Annotated in this window: 11 protein-coding genes; 6 read left to right on the top strand and 5 right to left on the bottom strand. The window is 73.6% G+C overall.

Features of this window, described 5'->3' with window-relative positions; genetic code table 11:
• Nucleotides 1–12 precede the first annotated feature (12 nt).
• Nucleotides 13–1,089, top strand: coding sequence for a hypothetical protein (locus ACH01S_RS22925; protein ID WP_067894925.1), 1,077 nt, complete (start codon nucleotides 13–15; stop codon nucleotides 1,087–1,089).
• Between the two features lie 6 nt (nucleotides 1,090–1,095).
• On the opposite strand, the gene ACH01S_RS22920 is transcribed toward ACH01S_RS22925, so the two are convergent.
• Nucleotides 1,096–1,533: a hypothetical protein gene (locus ACH01S_RS22920; protein ID WP_067894922.1), complete on the bottom strand. Its 438-nt coding sequence runs from the start codon at nucleotides 1,531–1,533 to the stop codon at nucleotides 1,096–1,098.
• Nucleotides 1,534–1,984: 451 nt separating this feature from the next.
• On the opposite strand from ACH01S_RS22920, the gene fxsA reads away from it, so the two are divergent.
• From fxsA to ACH01S_RS22905, 3 genes are all read left to right on the top strand, one after another.
• Nucleotides 1,985–2,155, top strand: a complete 171-nt coding sequence (gene fxsA, locus ACH01S_RS22915) for an FxSxx-COOH cyclophane-containing RiPP peptide (protein WP_067894919.1) — start codon at nucleotides 1,985–1,987, stop codon at nucleotides 2,153–2,155.
• Between the two features lie 165 nt (nucleotides 2,156–2,320).
• Nucleotides 2,321–6,304, top strand: a complete 3,984-nt coding sequence (fxsT, locus tag ACH01S_RS22910) for an FxSxx-COOH system tetratricopeptide repeat protein (RefSeq protein ID WP_157406302.1) — start codon at nucleotides 2,321–2,323, stop codon at nucleotides 6,302–6,304.
• A 71-nt stretch (nucleotides 6,305–6,375) separates the two neighbouring features.
• Complete coding sequence (locus tag ACH01S_RS22905; RefSeq protein ID WP_067894913.1) at nucleotides 6,376–7,320, top strand: hypothetical protein; 945 nt, start codon at nucleotides 6,376–6,378, stop codon at nucleotides 7,318–7,320.
• 69 nt (nucleotides 7,321–7,389) lie between these two features.
• Here ACH01S_RS22905 and ACH01S_RS22900 read toward each other — a convergent pair whose 3' ends face one another.
• The 3 genes from ACH01S_RS22900 to ACH01S_RS22890 are packed head-to-tail and all read right to left on the bottom strand — an operon-like array spanning nucleotide 7,390 to nucleotide 11,725.
• Entirely contained in the window at nucleotides 7,390–9,738 is a 2,349-nt protein-coding gene (locus ACH01S_RS22900) for an ATP-binding protein (protein WP_067894910.1), read from the bottom strand.
• Nucleotides 9,735–10,787, bottom strand: coding sequence for a hypothetical protein (locus ACH01S_RS22895; protein WP_067894907.1), 1,053 nt, complete (start codon nucleotides 10,785–10,787; stop codon nucleotides 9,735–9,737). The genes ACH01S_RS22900 and ACH01S_RS22895 overlap by 4 nt, the downstream gene beginning before the upstream one ends.
• Nucleotides 10,787–11,725, bottom strand: a complete 939-nt coding sequence (locus ACH01S_RS22890) for a hypothetical protein (RefSeq protein ID WP_067894904.1) — start codon at nucleotides 11,723–11,725, stop codon at nucleotides 10,787–10,789. The genes ACH01S_RS22895 and ACH01S_RS22890 overlap by 1 nt, the downstream gene beginning before the upstream one ends.
• Nucleotides 11,726–11,927: 202 nt before the next feature.
• On the opposite strand from ACH01S_RS22890, the gene ACH01S_RS22885 reads away from it, so the two are divergent.
• Together ACH01S_RS22885 and ACH01S_RS22880 are read left to right on the top strand one after the other, a co-directional pair.
• Complete coding sequence (locus ACH01S_RS22885) at nucleotides 11,928–13,316, top strand: HEXXH motif domain-containing protein (RefSeq protein WP_067894901.1); 1,389 nt, start codon at nucleotides 11,928–11,930, stop codon at nucleotides 13,314–13,316.
• Entirely contained in the window at nucleotides 13,313–14,533 is a 1,221-nt protein-coding gene (locus ACH01S_RS22880) for an FxsB family cyclophane-forming radical SAM/SPASM peptide maturase (protein ID WP_067894898.1), read from the top strand. The genes ACH01S_RS22885 and ACH01S_RS22880 overlap by 4 nt, the downstream gene beginning before the upstream one ends.
• 40 nt (nucleotides 14,534–14,573) lie before the next feature.
• On the opposite strand, the gene ACH01S_RS22875 is transcribed toward ACH01S_RS22880, so the two are convergent.
• The gene (locus tag ACH01S_RS22875) at nucleotides 14,574–15,266 is read right to left on the bottom strand and encodes a hypothetical protein (protein WP_067894895.1); all 693 of its coding nucleotides are present in this window, start codon (nucleotides 15,264–15,266) and stop codon (nucleotides 14,574–14,576) included.
• Nucleotides 15,267–15,295 lie beyond the last annotated feature (29 nt).

The raw sequence follows: 15,295 nt of genomic DNA, 5'->3' as shown, positions 1-15,295 counted from the left end.
TCAGGGGGATTCGTGCGGCCCATCTCTCATCTGGCCGACCGCGACGACGCGATCGCGTTCGCGGCATTCCACGCCTTCGTCTCTCCGGCGCTGCGCGCCGCCGCGCGCGGGCCGTTGCGCCGGGCCAGGCACGCCGGCCGTGCCTGCGCCGCGCCGACCGGGAACGGAGGGTGCGCCGAGTGCGAGGCGACGGTCGACGATCTCCTCCAGGAGGGCTTCGCCCGGCTGCGGCGCGCGCTGGACGGGGCGGTGCCGCGGACCCGTTCGGGACGGCCCGTCCGCGAAATGGTCCTGATATGCGAGCACCTGGCGTCGGCGGACGCGCGCCACGAGGACGCCGCCGCCCGGGCCGTGGAACTGCGCCATGCGGAAAGCGGTGACGAGCCGTGGCTGCGGGCCGCCCGGGCACAACTCGTCCATTACCCATTGCTGCATCTGGAGGAGCGGACAAGGCGCGCCGACGCCGTTCGCCGGGGTGCGTCGGCGCGTCCGGACCGGGACCTGCGGCAGGCGGCATGGGCCGCTCCGCTTCGGGACGATCCGGCGGGCCTCGAAATGCTGATCGTGGTGGTGTTCCGAATGCGGCGGAGAGTCCCGGATCCATTTCACGTGCCGGACGACTTGCGAGAGCGTCACGGCCTGACATGGACGGAGGCGTCCCGGCGTATGGGAACGGCCTTGGTGGCACTACGCAAGGCCAATCCCGGATTCTTCGCCGCCAATATCGGGGAGCCGGTGACCGGCCGCGCCGTCGAGCCGCCGCCGGACCCGCAGGACGGCCTCGCGACGGCCGCCGACCGGGAGCAGGCCCGTGCGACACTGGCCCGCCTGCTCACGGCCCGCGCCGACGAACCCGTGCGGTGTGCCGCGCGCCGCGAGTCGTACCGGCATCTCGTCGGCGCCCTTTGCACGCTCGGCACCGGGCGGGCCGCGGACCCGATCGCCATGGCCCTCCAGGAGCTCGGCGTCACATATGGGCAGGCTGACCGCCTGGTTCGACGTCTCGCGACCCTGGTGGCCGCCGCGGGCGTCGAATGGACGGATCGCGCGCTGGAGGCGCCGCCCGCGGCGCTCGGTGAATTCGTCTGATGGCCGCTATGCGCCCGCCCAGCGGCGGACCTCAGCGGCGAGCCGTCCGGCGTCCCTCATGCCGAGCATCACTTTCACCGTCCTGTCGGCCGTGCACAGAATGAGCGACACGCCCTCCGCCGCTGGACATACCTCAAGTCGGCGAACAACGACGAGAACGTCATCGCCGATCGGCTGTTCCGCCACCATCCGTTCGGGTCGCGGAAGGCATGCGATCGCCGCGTTCTCAGCGGCGGTGAACAAATGGCGCAGGTCGGCGCCGAGCGAGGCGGTGTCCACGTCGGCGCGGACCGTCAGCCCCGCCTCGCCTCCGGTCAATGTCAGCACGGCGAACGGCCCGTGGAACCAGGCGGCCACCCCGTCCACGGCCAACTCGCGCGGACCGTAAGGGCGGGCGCGAATCCGCCGCGCATAAGACTCGGGACGGGCCCGATCGACGACCATCGGTTCGGCCGGACATGGCGTTCGTCTCTCACCGCGCATTCCCACACCCCCAACCGATGGACGAACCCCCGAAAGGGCACAAGTCCTCACCACCCCGGTCCGGTCGGCGGCGGCCCCGGCTTCGGTCGCGGCGACGGCCCGGGGCGGACGCCGCCCCCCGGCCCCGGCGTGCGGGACGGACGGTGACGGCTTTGCCGGGCCCCGTAACATCCTTGCGCCACAAGTGCGAATGCGATATTGGTCATCGGCAACGGGCTCTGTGAAGTAGTGGGCATTCCCGGCCTTCGGAAGGTTCCAGAAAGCGGCATAAGACGCATTCGCCCACCGAACCGGCGGATATCCTTGGCCATCGGCGAGAGGGCCGCGCTCCTCTCGTGCCATGTGCGGCGGGACGTCGTTCCGGCTTGGTCATAATGTGCGGGAGCAAGCGTCCTAATCGGGAGAGGTGCAGATGCGGGACGACGCGGGACGCGTATGGTCCGAGATCATCGACATCGGGGGCATCGATCCCGCCGAGCTCGCCGAGATTCCGAGCGAGGCGCTGTACCGGGCGATCGACCGCGTCTATCAGGAGACCGTCGAGGAAACCCCGGCCTACCAGCGCTTCGACGCCGCGATTTGACGTGCGGAGGATAACCGCGCACGTGTTTGACTAGAGTAAGAATGCGGTGTTTGGGGAGGTTAGTCTCGCGGGACGACGCCGAAGTTCCGATGGGGCGGGACCACGGCCGCGCGCTCCCAGCGGTCGCCTCGGACCGACCGCGCCACCCACTTCCCGGGAGCAGCGATGACGACTGGACCGCAGGAGACGGCACCGGGGCGGACGAACGCGCCCGTGATCGCGACCTTCCACTCGCTCACCGGCGGGGTGGGCGGGACCATGGCCGTCGTCAACTGCGCCGCCCTGCTCGCCGCTGCGGGCCGCCGGGTGCTGGTCATCGACTGGGATCTGGCCGCTCCCCGCGTCCACGCCTACCTGCGGCCGTTCCTGGACGAGACGGCCGAAGGCGGCGGCCTGATCGGGCTGACCCGCCGGTACGGCGAGACCCGGTCCGATGAGGAGGCCCCCGCCGCGCCGTTCGACCCCGCCCGGCAGATCACCCGGCTGCACACCGGCGAGCTGGAGCTGCCGGGCCAGTTGGACTACCTGCCGCCGACCGACCCCGCCGAACTGCTGCGGCGCTTCACCTTCGGGCGCGGCTGGGACGAGCGGCCCGCGGGGGTCGACGTCGGCGAGTTCGCGGCGGCCCTGCGCCGGTCCCTCGCGGCCACCCCCTACGACTACGTGCTGGTCGACGCGCCCGACGGCAACTCCGACGCGGCGCACGCCGCCACCGAGCGGCTCCCGGACGTGCTGGTGCTCGGCTGCCTGCCGGTCGCCGACAGCGTGGCGCGGACCGCCGCGCTCGCGCGGCGGATCAACGAGCTGTCCCCCACGGTCCGGATCCTGCCCGTCCTGATGCGGGTCGGGCAGTCGGCGGTCGACACCGCCGAGTACAAGCGCGTGCTGGCGCAGACGGCGGAGCAGTTCGGCCGGTCGCGGCCCGGGAGCCCGGACTACTGGGAGCGGATGCGCGTCCCCGAGAGCCCGGATCCGCGGCGCGACGCGGAGCTCACCGTCCTCACCGCGCGGCCGGCCGCCGACACCGGGCTCGCCGCGGCCTACGGGCGGCTGGTCGCGGAGATCACCCGGAACCGGGTGCGCGCCGACGTGCCGATCAAGCGGGCCACCGTCGAGGCCTACCAGCGCATGCTCGGCCGGGCGCCGGAACGGGTCTCGGTGTGCGTGCTGGCCGACCCGAGGGACCGGGCGTGGGCCGACTGGGTCCGGTTCGAGCTGGTCAAGGCGGGCGTGGAGGTCTGCGACCCGCCCGGCCCCGGCGGGACGGTCACGGCCGACCGGCTGATCGCGGTCGGGACGTCCCGGCCCGACGCCGGCGAACCGCCCTGGGCGGGCCTGGAGGTGCCGCCCGAGTGCGAGGTCATGGCGCTGCGCACCTCCCGCCACGCCGCCGTCGAGGGCCTGAGCGTGACCCGCGAGATCAGGATGGACTGGCGGGACGAGGAGTCGGCGCGCGAGGCCCTGCTCCAGCCGTTCGCCGCGGCGGCGGCCGACACGCGCCGGGACCTGGCGACCGGGTTCACCCCCAAGTTCCCCCGCCGGTCGATCGACGTCCGCTACCTGCCGCCCCCGAACCCCGCGTTCGTCGGCCGGCAGCGGGAGCTGGACGAACTGCGCGACAAGCTGCAGAGGACGGCGGGCCCCTACGTGCTGCACGGCGAGGCGGGCACCGGCAAGAGCCAGATCGCCCTGGAGTACGCGCACCGCTTCGCCGCCGACTACGACCAGGTGTGGTGGATCCCCGCGCAGAGCGACCAGGAGGCCCGCGCCGTGCTGAGCCGGCTGGCCCGGCAGTCCCTGGACGGGCAGGCGGGCCGGCGCGGCGCCGCCTCCCTGGGGCAGGCCTCCTACATCGGGGGCGACCTCGTCGCGACCGCGCTGGACCTGCTCGGCGATCCGGACAACGGGACCTGGCTGCTGGTCTTCGACAACGTCGACGTGTCGACCGACATCTCCGCGCTGCGGCCGCGCCAGGGGGGCCACGGCCACGTCATCGTCACGGCGCGCGGGCTCGGCTCCGCCGCCGCACCCGCCGAGGAGCCGGTCGAGGACGCGCCCGCCGGGCCCCCGGCCGCGACGGCCGAGCCCGGCTCGTTCTCCCGCGCCGAGAGCGTGGAGCTGCTGCGCCGCGAGGTCCCGGCGCTGCCCGCGGAGTCCGCCGACCGGCTCGCCGACCTGGTCGGCGACCTCCCGCTCGCCGTGTCGCTGGTCGCCGCCTGGATCGCCGCCGACCAGCGGCGCCGCCTCGGCGGCCCGGACCCGGCCGAGGCCAGCGCGCCCGTCCCGGTCGCCGACGAGGCGCCGCCGGAGAGCGTGCGCGGGCGCACCGCCACGGGCAAGTCCGTGGAGGCGTTCCTGGAGGCGTTCGCCGAGCGGCGCCGGATCGAGGCGGAGACCCGGCGGGGCGTCGCTCCCCCGGCCGCCGCCGTCCTCGACCTGTCCCTGGAGACGCTCCTCGTCGGGCGGCACGGCCGCGCGCTGCGGCGGCTGGTCGAGGTGCTCGCCTTCCTGTCGCCGGAGGGGGTCTCACGGCCCCTGCTCTACTCCGCCGCGATGCTGGACGCGCTGCGCGCCGCCGACGACAGCTTCACCGACAGCACCGTGCTGGACGCCCTGCTCGTCCGCGCCCAGCGGCTGGGGTTCCTGGTGGTGGACCACGACCGCGACGGGCAGATCCTCACGCACCGCCTCGTCCAGCGGCTCGTCCAGGACAACCTGGGCCCCGCCGAGCGGGCGGAGCGGCGGGCGGAGACGCTGCGCATCCTGGCGGCGTACTGCCCGCCCGACGGCGAGGTGGACCAGCCGTACCACCGCGAGGCCCTCGCCGAGCTGCAGCGCCACCTGCCGCACACCGGCGACTGGGACACCGAGGAGGGCGCCTGGAACAGCGCCGACGAGCGGGTGCGGCGCTGGCTGGTCGTCCAGGTGCGCTTCCTGCGGCTGGCCGGGGACCGCGGCAGCGCCCGCGAGGGCCGCCGCATCGCCGAGACGCTGCTGGCGCGCTGGCCGGCCGACGACCCGATGACCGTGCGCGTGCGCATCGACTTCGCCCACCTGATCCGCTTCGACGACCCGCGCCGCGCCGCGGAGCTGTTCACCAGCGCGCTCGGCCGGCAGCGCAGGAGCCTCGGCATCCACCACCCCGCCACGCTGATGACCGCGCGGGGCCGCGGCGCGGTGCTGCGGCTGGAGGGCGCCTTCAACGAGGCGTACGACAACGACGTCGCCACCTGGCGGCAGATCCGCCGGGTGTTCGGTGCGGACCATCCGCTCACCGCGACGGCGACCGGGAACCTCGTGCTGTCGGAGATCCTCGTCGGCCACTACGAGGACGCGCTGGACCGCGAGCTGAACATGCAGGACAGGCTTGTCCGCGTGAGCGGCGACCGGGAGGTGCGGGTGCTCGCCTCGCGGATCGTCGCGGGCATCCTGCTGCGCGAGCTCGGCCGGTACGAGGAGTCGGAGGCCGTCCTCCAGTCGACCCTGACGACGCTGGAGGACATCTACCCGGAGAACGCCCTCAACCGGCTGAGCGCCCAGCGGGAACTGGCGCTCGCCCGGCTGCTGCGGCCGGACCCCGCCACGGCCTCGGCCGGTCAGCTGATCCGCAGGATCGTGCCGGTCTACGCCCGGACCTACGGCGAGTCGCACGCCCACACGCTCGCCTGCCGGATCGCCGAGGGCATCTGGGCGCGCCGGAGCGGCGACGACGCGGGCGCCGCCGAGATCATGGAGCGGTGCCGCGACCGGTACCGGGAGGTCTACCGCGCCGACGACCACCCGTTCGCGCTGCTCGCGCAGGGCAACCTGGCCCTCTGCGTCCTCGCCGACCGTCCCGGCGAGGCCCTGGAACTCGGCCGCGAGGCGATGGAAGGGCTGGCGGCCCGGCTGGACGTCGACCACCCCTACGTGCTGCTGGCCCAGCTCAACCACGGGACGCTGCTGGGCGGCTCCGACGACCCCCGCGACCTGGACGAGGCCGTCGAACTGCTGGAGCAGGCCCACGCGGGCTACACCGCGCTGCTCGGACACGGGCACCCCGCCGTGGCCGTCGCCGCCGAGAACCTCGGCGCGGTGCGCGCGCGGCGCCCGGGCCCGGCGGCACGGGAACCGGGCCGCCTCATCGAGTGGACGGCGCCCCTGATTTGAGCGGCCGGACACCGTCGACCAAGGACGCGGCGCGACCGAGGGCACCGCGAAGAGGACAGGGTGAGCGCGCAATGGCTACGAACATCGTGACGGACCAGGCCGGTCATCTGGACGAGCGGTGGCGGCGGCTGATCGAGACCGTCAGGCGCGGGATGGCGGCCGACGACGGGCTGCGGTACCTCGCGCACTTCACCGACGGCATCTACAACTTCGGCATGGGGCCCGTGCCCGTCCCCGACGAGGAGCGGGACGGCGCCCAGGGGGAGTTCGAGCGCTACCGGCGGATCGGCCGCCGGCTCAACGAGGTGGCCGAGACCGCCGACTCGTGGCTCCGCCCGCTGGACAGCGGCGAGCTGATCCGGCTCGTGTTCGCCTCCGAGCGGGGCGCGATCCTGCACTTCGGCGTGCGGCCGCACGAGTACCTGGTGGGCGTCGCCCGGGGCGCCGACCGGATCGAGACCGCCGACCGGCAGCTCGCCAAGATCAGCGAGGACGTGCGGGCGCTGCTCGCGCTCGGCCCGAAGAACCCCGGGGGCTACCAGCCGTTGCCCGACCGGCTGGACGCGCCGGCCCGCAGCGAGCTGAGGGTGGTGGGCGCCGACGAGTCCGGCCGGGCGTTCGCCGAGCTGCACCGGCGGCACGTCTCGCACACCGATCTCCACTACCTGGCGACCTATGTCGGGGACCGGCTGGTCAGCGAGGTGGACGCGTTCGACGACCCGGGCGTCGACGAGTTCTTCATCGGGGCCACCCCGGACTCCCGCCGCAGCCGTTACGCCGACATCGTTCGCCGGGTGAACGTGCTCGCCAGGAGGCTCGGCTTCCAGATGCGGGCCTTGCTGGACGGGAACCTGACCCGGATCGTGCTCGACGTCGAGCAGGGAGCGCTGTACTACCGCGTCCTCCCGGACGACGTCGTCATGCTGGGCGTCACGCTCGACCAGAGGATGGTGTGGGAGGCCGAGCAGCGGATGAACAAGGTGATCGCCGAGCAGTTCGGCGGCGACCGGCCCTGAAGACACGGCCCTGAAGACACGGCCGGGAGACACGGCCGGGAGCCACGGCCGATCCGTTCGCGACGGGCGTCAGGGGCCTCCCGTGGTCTCGGACGCCTCCAGCGCCGCTCTCAGGACCAGCCCGCCCAGCCCGTCCAGCGCGCGCAGGATCGCCACGTGCCGGGTGAACCTGTCCCCGCGATACCGGACGTCCCTCGTCTCGGCGTACGCCGCCAGGTCGCCGAGCCGCTCCAGCGACGACAGCGGGACGGTCTGGTAGACGGCCTCGTAGGTGTCGCACAGCGATTCCAGCCGGCCGCGGTCGGTCTCCCGCAGCGGACGGCCCCGCGTCTCCCGCAGCCAGCCGGCGATCCCCTGCTGGAAGGAGTCCAGCAGGCTCCGCAGCGTCAGCGCGACGCCGATCGCCTCGAACGCGTTGTTGCGGCGCAACCTGCGGATGAGGAGCTGGCTCACCGGATCGGACTGCCGCGAGGAGGCGTCGAAGGCGTCGTGGAGCAGGTCGGCCACCGCGTCCACCGCGTTCAGCGAGCTGCGCGCGCCGTGGAACAGCTGGTCCAGCCGGGGGTCGAGGTGGTCGGCGGCGGGCTGCTCGGGACGCTGCCTCTCCTCCCGGAGGCTCTGCGACACCTCGCGCCACTGCTGCTGCGTCTCCTGGGCGATCTGCTCCAGGCGGACGGCCAGTTCGGCCATGCCGTCCTGGGTCCGCGAGACCTGCCATCCGACGCGTTCGAGCTTGTCCCCGAACCCCGACAGCTCGGGCGGCGCCGCCGCCGGGACGGCGGACGCGGTGCCCGCGCCGAGCTGCCGCGCGACGCCCTCCAGCCGTTCGTGCAGCGTGTCGAGCAGTTCCGAGGGCTGGTAGAGGATCGGCTCGACGCCGCCCGCCTCGGTCAGGCTCCCGCGCAGGTCCTGCGAGAGGTACTCGGCGACGACGACGAGCGCACGCCGGTCCGGCCATCGGCGGCGCACCTTGCGGCACCGGTCGCCCACCGAGGCGGCGTCCCTGGGGTCCAGGACCGCGCCGGTGAGGATGATCGCGCAACCGCTCGCGTCCTGCCCGGCGGGTATCGGCACCCAGTACTCCACCATCGGCGCCAAGGTCTGCGCCGCGGGATCGTCCGGCAGCCGGTGCTGGGCGACGAACTGCCAGCCCTTGGCGAAGAGCACCCGCTCGACGCGGGCGTTCACCTCCGCCAGGGGCTCCCCCGTCGTGCCGAGCCGGCGCAGCGCCGCCGCCTGGACCGTCGCCGGGTCCACCGGCGCGCCGCGCGGGGCCGCCAGGTGGTAGGCGCGGTAGCACAGCCGCAGCACCGGCCGCGGCGCGCCGCCCGTGAGCCGGACGATCTCGTCCACCGCGGCGCGGGTGAAGTCCAGGGTGGGGCCGTCGTGGTTGCGGCGCCGGAGCGCGATGAACGACGCGACGTCCCGGCCGGTCATCGGGGTGGGGACGAGCTGGGTGCGGATGCGGGGCGACACGTCGACCGGCAGTGCCTCGAAGAACTCCGGGAGCGCGCTGAGCACCAGCATCCCGCCGGTCGCGATGAACGTGTCCAGCAGGGCCCGCAGCGGCCGGGCCCGTCCCCAGGCCGGCCGCCGGTCATCGGAGAGCAGCTTCTCCAGGTCGTCGATGATCAGGACGAACCTGCGCCCGAGCCAGCTGTGCAGGGTGGCGAACGCGCCCAGCGCGGCCAGCGCGCCCGCCTCCGACAGCGGCTCGGCGATGCCGCGCTCGGCGAGCGCGGCGGACGGCGGCAGCCCTTGCAGCCACTCCCACGCGGCCATGTCCAGGCGGGAGTGCAGCAGCAGCGACAGCGCGTGCCCGAGGTTCTCGTCCCCGACGATCTCGGGAAGCCGGGCCTGGAAACGGGACAGCGACAGGTTCCGCTGCCCCAGCCGTTGGACGACCTCGCGGGGATCGGCCGAGCCGTTCCGCAGGTTGTCGGCCAGGGCCGGGTTGTGCTCCTGGAACTGCTCGGCCACCACCAGGGCGTAGGCGTCGACCACCAGCGCGACGATGTCCTCGAAGTCGAAGCGGCGGATGAACGCCTCGCGGTAGGTCTCGTAGAACCCGGGCCCCTGCGCGCCGATGAACACGCAGACGGCGGTCGGAGCGGACCGGTCGACCGGGTGCTGCAGCCGGTTGATGATCTCGTTGACCAGGTGCGTCTTGCCGCTGCCCGGCTCGCCGGAGACCATGACGACCTCGCCGGACGCGGCGGCCGCGGCGGCCGCGGACGCGGTGTCGCCCGGCAGCGGGCGCGCGCGGGCCAGGTAGTCGTCCACGGCCTGCCACGCGTCGACCACCGAGGTCGTCGGGACGGTCCACGCGGTGGACGACGGATCGCCGAGGCGGGCCACCGCCCCGGGCGCGAACGGATTGCGCGGCGGGCCCGTCTCCTGCTCGATCTCATCCGTCATGGGGATCCCATTCCCGCGGAGAGGAACGTGTTGAAATCATCATCACCCACCTCTGGTGCGTTTCGCTGCAAGGCCAATTCCAAAACCGTTGCCAAAAAGTTCTGCAACAGGAAAATCGTGATGTGATCGCCGACGGTGCGGCGCAGCGGCCGCAGCGTCTCCATGCTGACCGGGGGGTGCACGGCCCCGCGGCGCTCGGCGCGCCTCAGCCGGTCTCTCAGGAACTCCTGGATGTCGTCGTCGGACAGCGAGTCCTCCAGCCAGAGCTCCACCAGCGCGGCGTCGGAGTCGTTCCTCGGCGCGTCCTCGCCGTGGACGACGTCGAGCTCGGTCATCAGGATCAGGCTGGGCTGGACGAGCCGGAGGTAGGACTCCACCTCGGCGAGCGACTTCGCGGGCGGGAGCACGAGGAGGAGGCAGGCGCCCATGCCCTGGATCACGCGACCGAGGAACTGGAGCACGTCGATGATGTCCGTCTCGCGCAGCGGCCGGGGCGGCGGCTCCGGCGGTTCCCCGAACCGCGGGGCGCCGCGTTCCGGCCGGTGCACGGGATCGGCGGGGCGGCGCTCCTCCAGATCCCTGAACAGGGGGGCGAGCCGGCTGACGGCCGCCTCGTCCAGCTCCAACTGGACGAGGCCGTAGAGCTTCTTGGCGATCCGCAGGGCGTGATCGAGTTGGCCGCGGTCGTCGATGTCGTTCTCGAGGAGATGGGCGTGGTAGATCTTGGGCGGCGTTTCCTGGCTGTTCTCCACCAGCCAGTGCGCGCACCGGTTGAGCAGCGCGGACTTCCCGGCCCCCTCGCCGCCCCGCACCAGTACGAGATGACCGCGGCGCGGCAGATCGGACGGATTGATCGCCATGCGTTCCTTGAACCGCTCGTACTCGGCTTCGGCGCTTTTCAGTTTTACGTAGTAGTTGGCATGGTTGCCATCGATGAGAGGGCACAGGACGCGCGGCGGTAAATCGGAGTAGCGCGGAAGCCAGAACGGATTGTGCGAGGTCAGCTCGCGCGCGCGGCGGCGTCGCGGCCGGCCGGAGACGGCGGCCATCACTTGACCCGTCCGGGGCGGACCCACAGCAGGGGATGCGGTCGAGGACGCTCCAGATTGCGGGCGACCACCATCAGCTCTCTCTTCATGTCCGCCAGCCGCGCGCGCATCAGCGCGCAGAACGCCGCGCGGTCGGCGGCCTTCTCGTCGCCCTGGTAGTCCCGCCATTTCGGACGGCGCGTCAACGGCTCGGTGTGCTCGCTGCCGTCCTCCAGCGCGGCGATGAGCCTGCGCACGCGCCACCACCAGGCCCGCCGCACCGCCACCTCCTCCAGATGCCTGCGCAGCGCCGCGGTCGCCGCCGCGCAGGAACGCAGGGTCTCGTCACGGAGTTGTTCGTCCTCCGCCTCCGTGAGGACGGCGTCGGCCTCGGCCAGATAGGCGTCGGTCAGTTCGCGCAGGGTGCCCGCGAGCGCGCGTCCGCGGTCGATGGCCCCGCGTAACTCGGTGGTGAACATCGTCAGCACGGCTCCGGCGAGCAGCGGGAGCAGCCACCCCGGTATCCCGGAGAACAGGCCGCCGCCCCGCTTCTCCTTCGGCGGCGCGGCCGTCTTGACCACCGCGTCGCAGGCGCGCGCGAACTCCTCGGGATGCAGGCGGCTCCACGTCCTCAGATCGGTGAGCCGCCCGCCGACGAGGATCTGGTCGGGCCCCGGTGCGGCGCTCGCGGACGGGGACGGCACGGGGGAAGGGCGCTCCCCCAGGTTCAGCGCCGCGATCGCATCGACCAATTCCGGCCACTGGGCGCGGCTGAGGCAGTAGACCTTCCGCGCCTCCCCGGCGCCGACCGTGGTCGTCGTGGCGGAGGGGGACGGCGCGGGGTCGTCCTCGGGGGCGGTCAGATTACCGGAACGGGAGGTGAGAGCCATGGCGGGGGAGATCGCCGTACCGAAGGCGACCGTGCACAGCAGCCAGAGGAACAGGACCCGAACACGCATTTATCACCCTCCCATCTCACGTTAAACCAGGATCGGCCGCGTGGTCCGGCCAAAGCCGAACATGTGGAAGGGCGGACAGACATGTCGGCCCGTCCCGCCTCAAACGTCCCCGGCGGCTCCGGCGGAACGCCGGGGTTTGGAGATCATGGCATACCTGGAGATAATCGGGATCGTCCTCTCCTCTACGTATGGCGAGCCATATATGCGTTGGCCGACCCATTCCATTTCGGTCAGGGATTTTTCGGCGCTGGCGGCCGGCGGCGGTGGAGCGGCGGTCGTCCGGGCGCTCGGCGATGTCGAGTACAGCCGCAACGTCCTGCTCGTCGCGGCCGTGGCCGACACCGCGCGGAGGGCGGGACACCCCGGCGCCGAGCGGATCGGCCGGGACCTCCACCGGCTGCTCGGGCTGCTCGAGCGGGTTCCGGACGCGGCGCGTCCGGTCCTCGGCCATCCGTCGGTCGGCGTCTGGGCCCTGCGCACCCTCCGCGCCCTGCGCGACCCCGGACCGGCGGGCGCCGCCGCCCCGGACGACGATCCGTCCCAGCTCGGCGCGCTGGTCGCCGCCGTGGCGGTCCGGGCCCGCATCCCCGGCGCCTATCGGGTCGCGGTGCGCGATGGGGCGGTCACGCTGCCCTCCGTGGGACGCGCCCTCCTCGACGACCGCGCCGTCCGGGCCACGGTGCGCGTCCCCGACGACGAGCCGGGCATCGCGGCACGCGTCCACACGGAGCGGCGCCGGGTCGACGTCCCGGACCCGACCGGCACGACCGCGCCGGGGTGGGAGGGCCTGCGGCCGCTGGCCGACGACCCGTTCCCGGTGCTCCTGGACGACACCGACCCCTACCGCTTCCCGCCCGGGATCAAGCTCGCCCCGAGGCTCGACGCCGAGACGCTCGCCGAGTTGCGGGACTCCTACGCGGCCGCGCTGCGCCTCCTCGACCGCGGCCACCCGGCCGTCGCCGCGGAGGCCGGAGCGCTCATCAGCACCGTCACGCCGCTCGTGGCGGACGCCTTCGGCCTGGCCAGCGCCACCTCGCGCGAGGCGTTCGGCTGCGTGGCCACCTCGGTCACCGCCGACCCCCGGCAGCTCGCCGTGACCCTGGTGCACGAGATGCAGCACGCGAAACTCGCCGCGCTGATGGACACCGTCAGCCTGCTGCCGGAGACGTCCGGCCCGCCCCGCTTCTACGCGCCGTGGCGTCCCGACCCCCGGGCCCTGCCCGCCCTGCTGCACGGCACGTACGCGTTCCTCGGCGTCACCGGGTTCTGGTACCGGCAGCGCCACCACGAGCGCGGCCGGAGCGCGTTCGAGGCGCAGGTCGAGTTCGCGCGGTGGCGCGCGGCCGTGCGCGTCGGGCTCGACCAGCTCCTGGCCGAGCCCGCGCTGCCCCCGCTCGGCGCCCGCTTCGTCCGCGGAATGCGCGACACGCTGGCGTTGTGGTCCCGCGCGCGGGTCCCGCACGCGGCCTGCCAGACGGCGGCCCGGCTGCTCGCCGACCACCGGTCCGCGTGGACGCTCGCCAACGGTTCGCTCCCCCGGCGCGTGGCCGACGCGGCGGGGCTCGTCTGCGAGGCGGAGAGCCTGCGATGACCCCGCACGCGGACGAGTGGCCGGCGACCCTGGACGTGCCCGCGCTGCTGGCGTCCGGCTGGCGGCCGAGCCCGTTCCGCGAGTTCGTCCTGAAGGTCCACAGCCGCTGCGACCTGGCCTGCGACTACTGCTACATGTACGAGATGGCCGACACGGGCTGGCGGCACCGGCCCCGGCAGATGCCCGGCCCGGTCGTGGACGCCGCCGTCGCCCGGATCGGGGAGCACGTGCGCGCGCACCGCCTGGACTCCGTCCGGCTCGTGCTGCACGGCGGGGAGCCGCTGCTCGCCGACATCGGCCTGCTCGCGCACACGGTCCGGGCGGCGCGGCGCGCGGCGGGCGGCGCGCACGTCCAGGTCACCGTGCAGACCAACGGGACGCGCCTGGACGAGGCCCGGCTGCGCGCCCTGGCCGAGCTGGAGGTCCGGATCGGGGTCAGCCTGGACGGGGACGCCGCCGCCCACGACCGCCACCGGCGGCGGGCCGACGGGCGCGGCAGCCACGAGCGCGTCGCCGCGGGCCTCCACCGGCTGACGTCGCCGCGCCACCGCTGGATGTTCACCGGGTTGCTGTGCACGATCGACATCCGCAACGACCCGGTGGAGACCTACGAGGCCCTGCTCCGCTTCGCCCCGCCCCGGATGGACTTCCTGCTCCCCCACGGCAACTGGCGCACGCCGCCTCCGTACCGCGACCCGGACGACCCGGAGAGCACCCCCTACGCGGACTGGCTGCTGCGGATCTTCGACCGGTGGTACGGCGACCGGGGCACCGGCACCGAGGTGCGGATCTTCGCCGAGATCCTGCAACTCCTGCTCGGCGGCCGCGCGTCCAGCGAGCTGCTCGGCCTCGCGCCCATCGGCGTCGCCGTCGTGGAGACCGACGGCACCATCGAGCACTCCGACCTGCTGAAGTCGGTGTCCGCGCAGGCCCCGGTGACCGGCCTGCACGTCAGCCGCGACTCCTTCGACCAGGTGCTCGCGATGCCGACGGCGGCCGCCCGCCAGCTCGGCGCCCGGGGGCTGTGCCCGACGTGCCGCGACTGCCGGTGGGCGAGGGTCTGCGGCGGCGGTCTCTACGCCCACCGCTACCGTCCCGGGACCGGCTTCCTGAACCCGTCGGTCTACTGCGCGGACCTGCTGCGGCTCATCGACGGCGTCCACCGCCGCCTGGTCAGCGACCTGCCCCTCCCCTTCGCCGCCCGGACCGGCGACTGACGCCCCCGCCCGGCACGCCTGGATCCGGCGGCCGTGGCGGTCAGGCGTCACGGGCCTCCGGTGGAGGCAGGTAAGGGCCGAAGTGGTCGGCGACGTCGGCGGCGACGGCGGCGGCGTCGCGGGACCCGTCGACCTCGATCACCCGGATGCCGAGGCGTCGCGCGGAGCGGACGGCGTCCTCGGCGACGAGGCGGTCCCGCTCCAGCCGGTTGCGCTGCGCCCGTTCGGGGTCGCTGACCTGGTGGCTGACGGTGGCGCTGCGCGGGAGTTCGCGGAGCTGGCGGTCGCGGAACGCCTGGGTGGGCGCCATGACGACCATCCGCCGGGGCGAGTCGATGATCGGGGCGACGAGCTCGGGGCGCAGCCCCCAGCCCTCGGCGATGATGGGGCGCCCGGAGACCAGGCAGCGCAGGTCGTCCAAGGCCCATTCGAACCGGACGGGGAAGCCCGCCAGCGTTTCGGCGGCCATGTCCTCCGGGGTGGTGTCCACCCAGGTCTGGTCGGGGTCCGGGTCGGCGGGAGGTTGACCGAGCATGACGCGGCGGGCGATCCGCCGGTCGTTGTGGCCGCGGGCGTCGTGGTGGTCGTAGTGGTAGGCGGTCAGCCCGTACCGGACGGCCAGCAGCCGCGCGACGGTGGACTTGCCCGCCCACTGCCCGCCGCTGATCCACAGGACCCGGTGAAGCGTGCCGAAGGGATCCCACACTTGCCGCTTTGTGTCGCTACTGTTCACGGGATCTCCTCGGATAGTGCTGGGGGCGT

This window comes from Actinomadura chibensis NBRC 106107, from assembly GCF_001552135.1.
GTDB lineage: Bacteria > Actinomycetota > Actinomycetes > Streptosporangiales > Streptosporangiaceae > Spirillospora > Spirillospora chibensis.
The sequence above is the reverse complement of the archived record's forward strand: the minus strand, read 5'-3'. Positions and strand labels throughout refer to the sequence as shown.

Coding starts and splice junctions, on each gene's coding strand:
- ACH01S_RS22900 (WP_067894910.1), bottom strand. CDS start 9,738: ATGACGGATGAGATCGAGCAGGAGACGGGCCCGCCGCGCAATCCGTTC.
- ACH01S_RS22905 (WP_067894913.1), top strand. CDS start 6,376: ATGGCTACGAACATCGTGACGGACCAGGCCGGTCATCTGGACGAGCGG.
- ACH01S_RS22920 (WP_067894922.1), bottom strand. CDS start 1,533: ATGGTCGTCGATCGGGCCCGTCCCGAGTCTTATGCGCGGCGGATTCGC.
- ACH01S_RS22880 (WP_067894898.1), top strand. CDS start 13,313: ATGACCCCGCACGCGGACGAGTGGCCGGCGACCCTGGACGTGCCCGCG.
- ACH01S_RS22885 (WP_067894901.1), top strand. CDS start 11,928: ATGCGTTGGCCGACCCATTCCATTTCGGTCAGGGATTTTTCGGCGCTG.
- ACH01S_RS22890 (WP_067894904.1), bottom strand. CDS start 11,725: ATGCGTGTTCGGGTCCTGTTCCTCTGGCTGCTGTGCACGGTCGCCTTC.
- fxsT (WP_157406302.1), top strand. CDS start 2,321: ATGACGACTGGACCGCAGGAGACGGCACCGGGGCGGACGAACGCGCCC.
- ACH01S_RS22895 (WP_067894907.1), bottom strand. CDS start 10,787: ATGGCCGCCGTCTCCGGCCGGCCGCGACGCCGCCGCGCGCGCGAGCTG.
- fxsA (WP_067894919.1), top strand. CDS start 1,985: ATGCGGGACGACGCGGGACGCGTATGGTCCGAGATCATCGACATCGGG.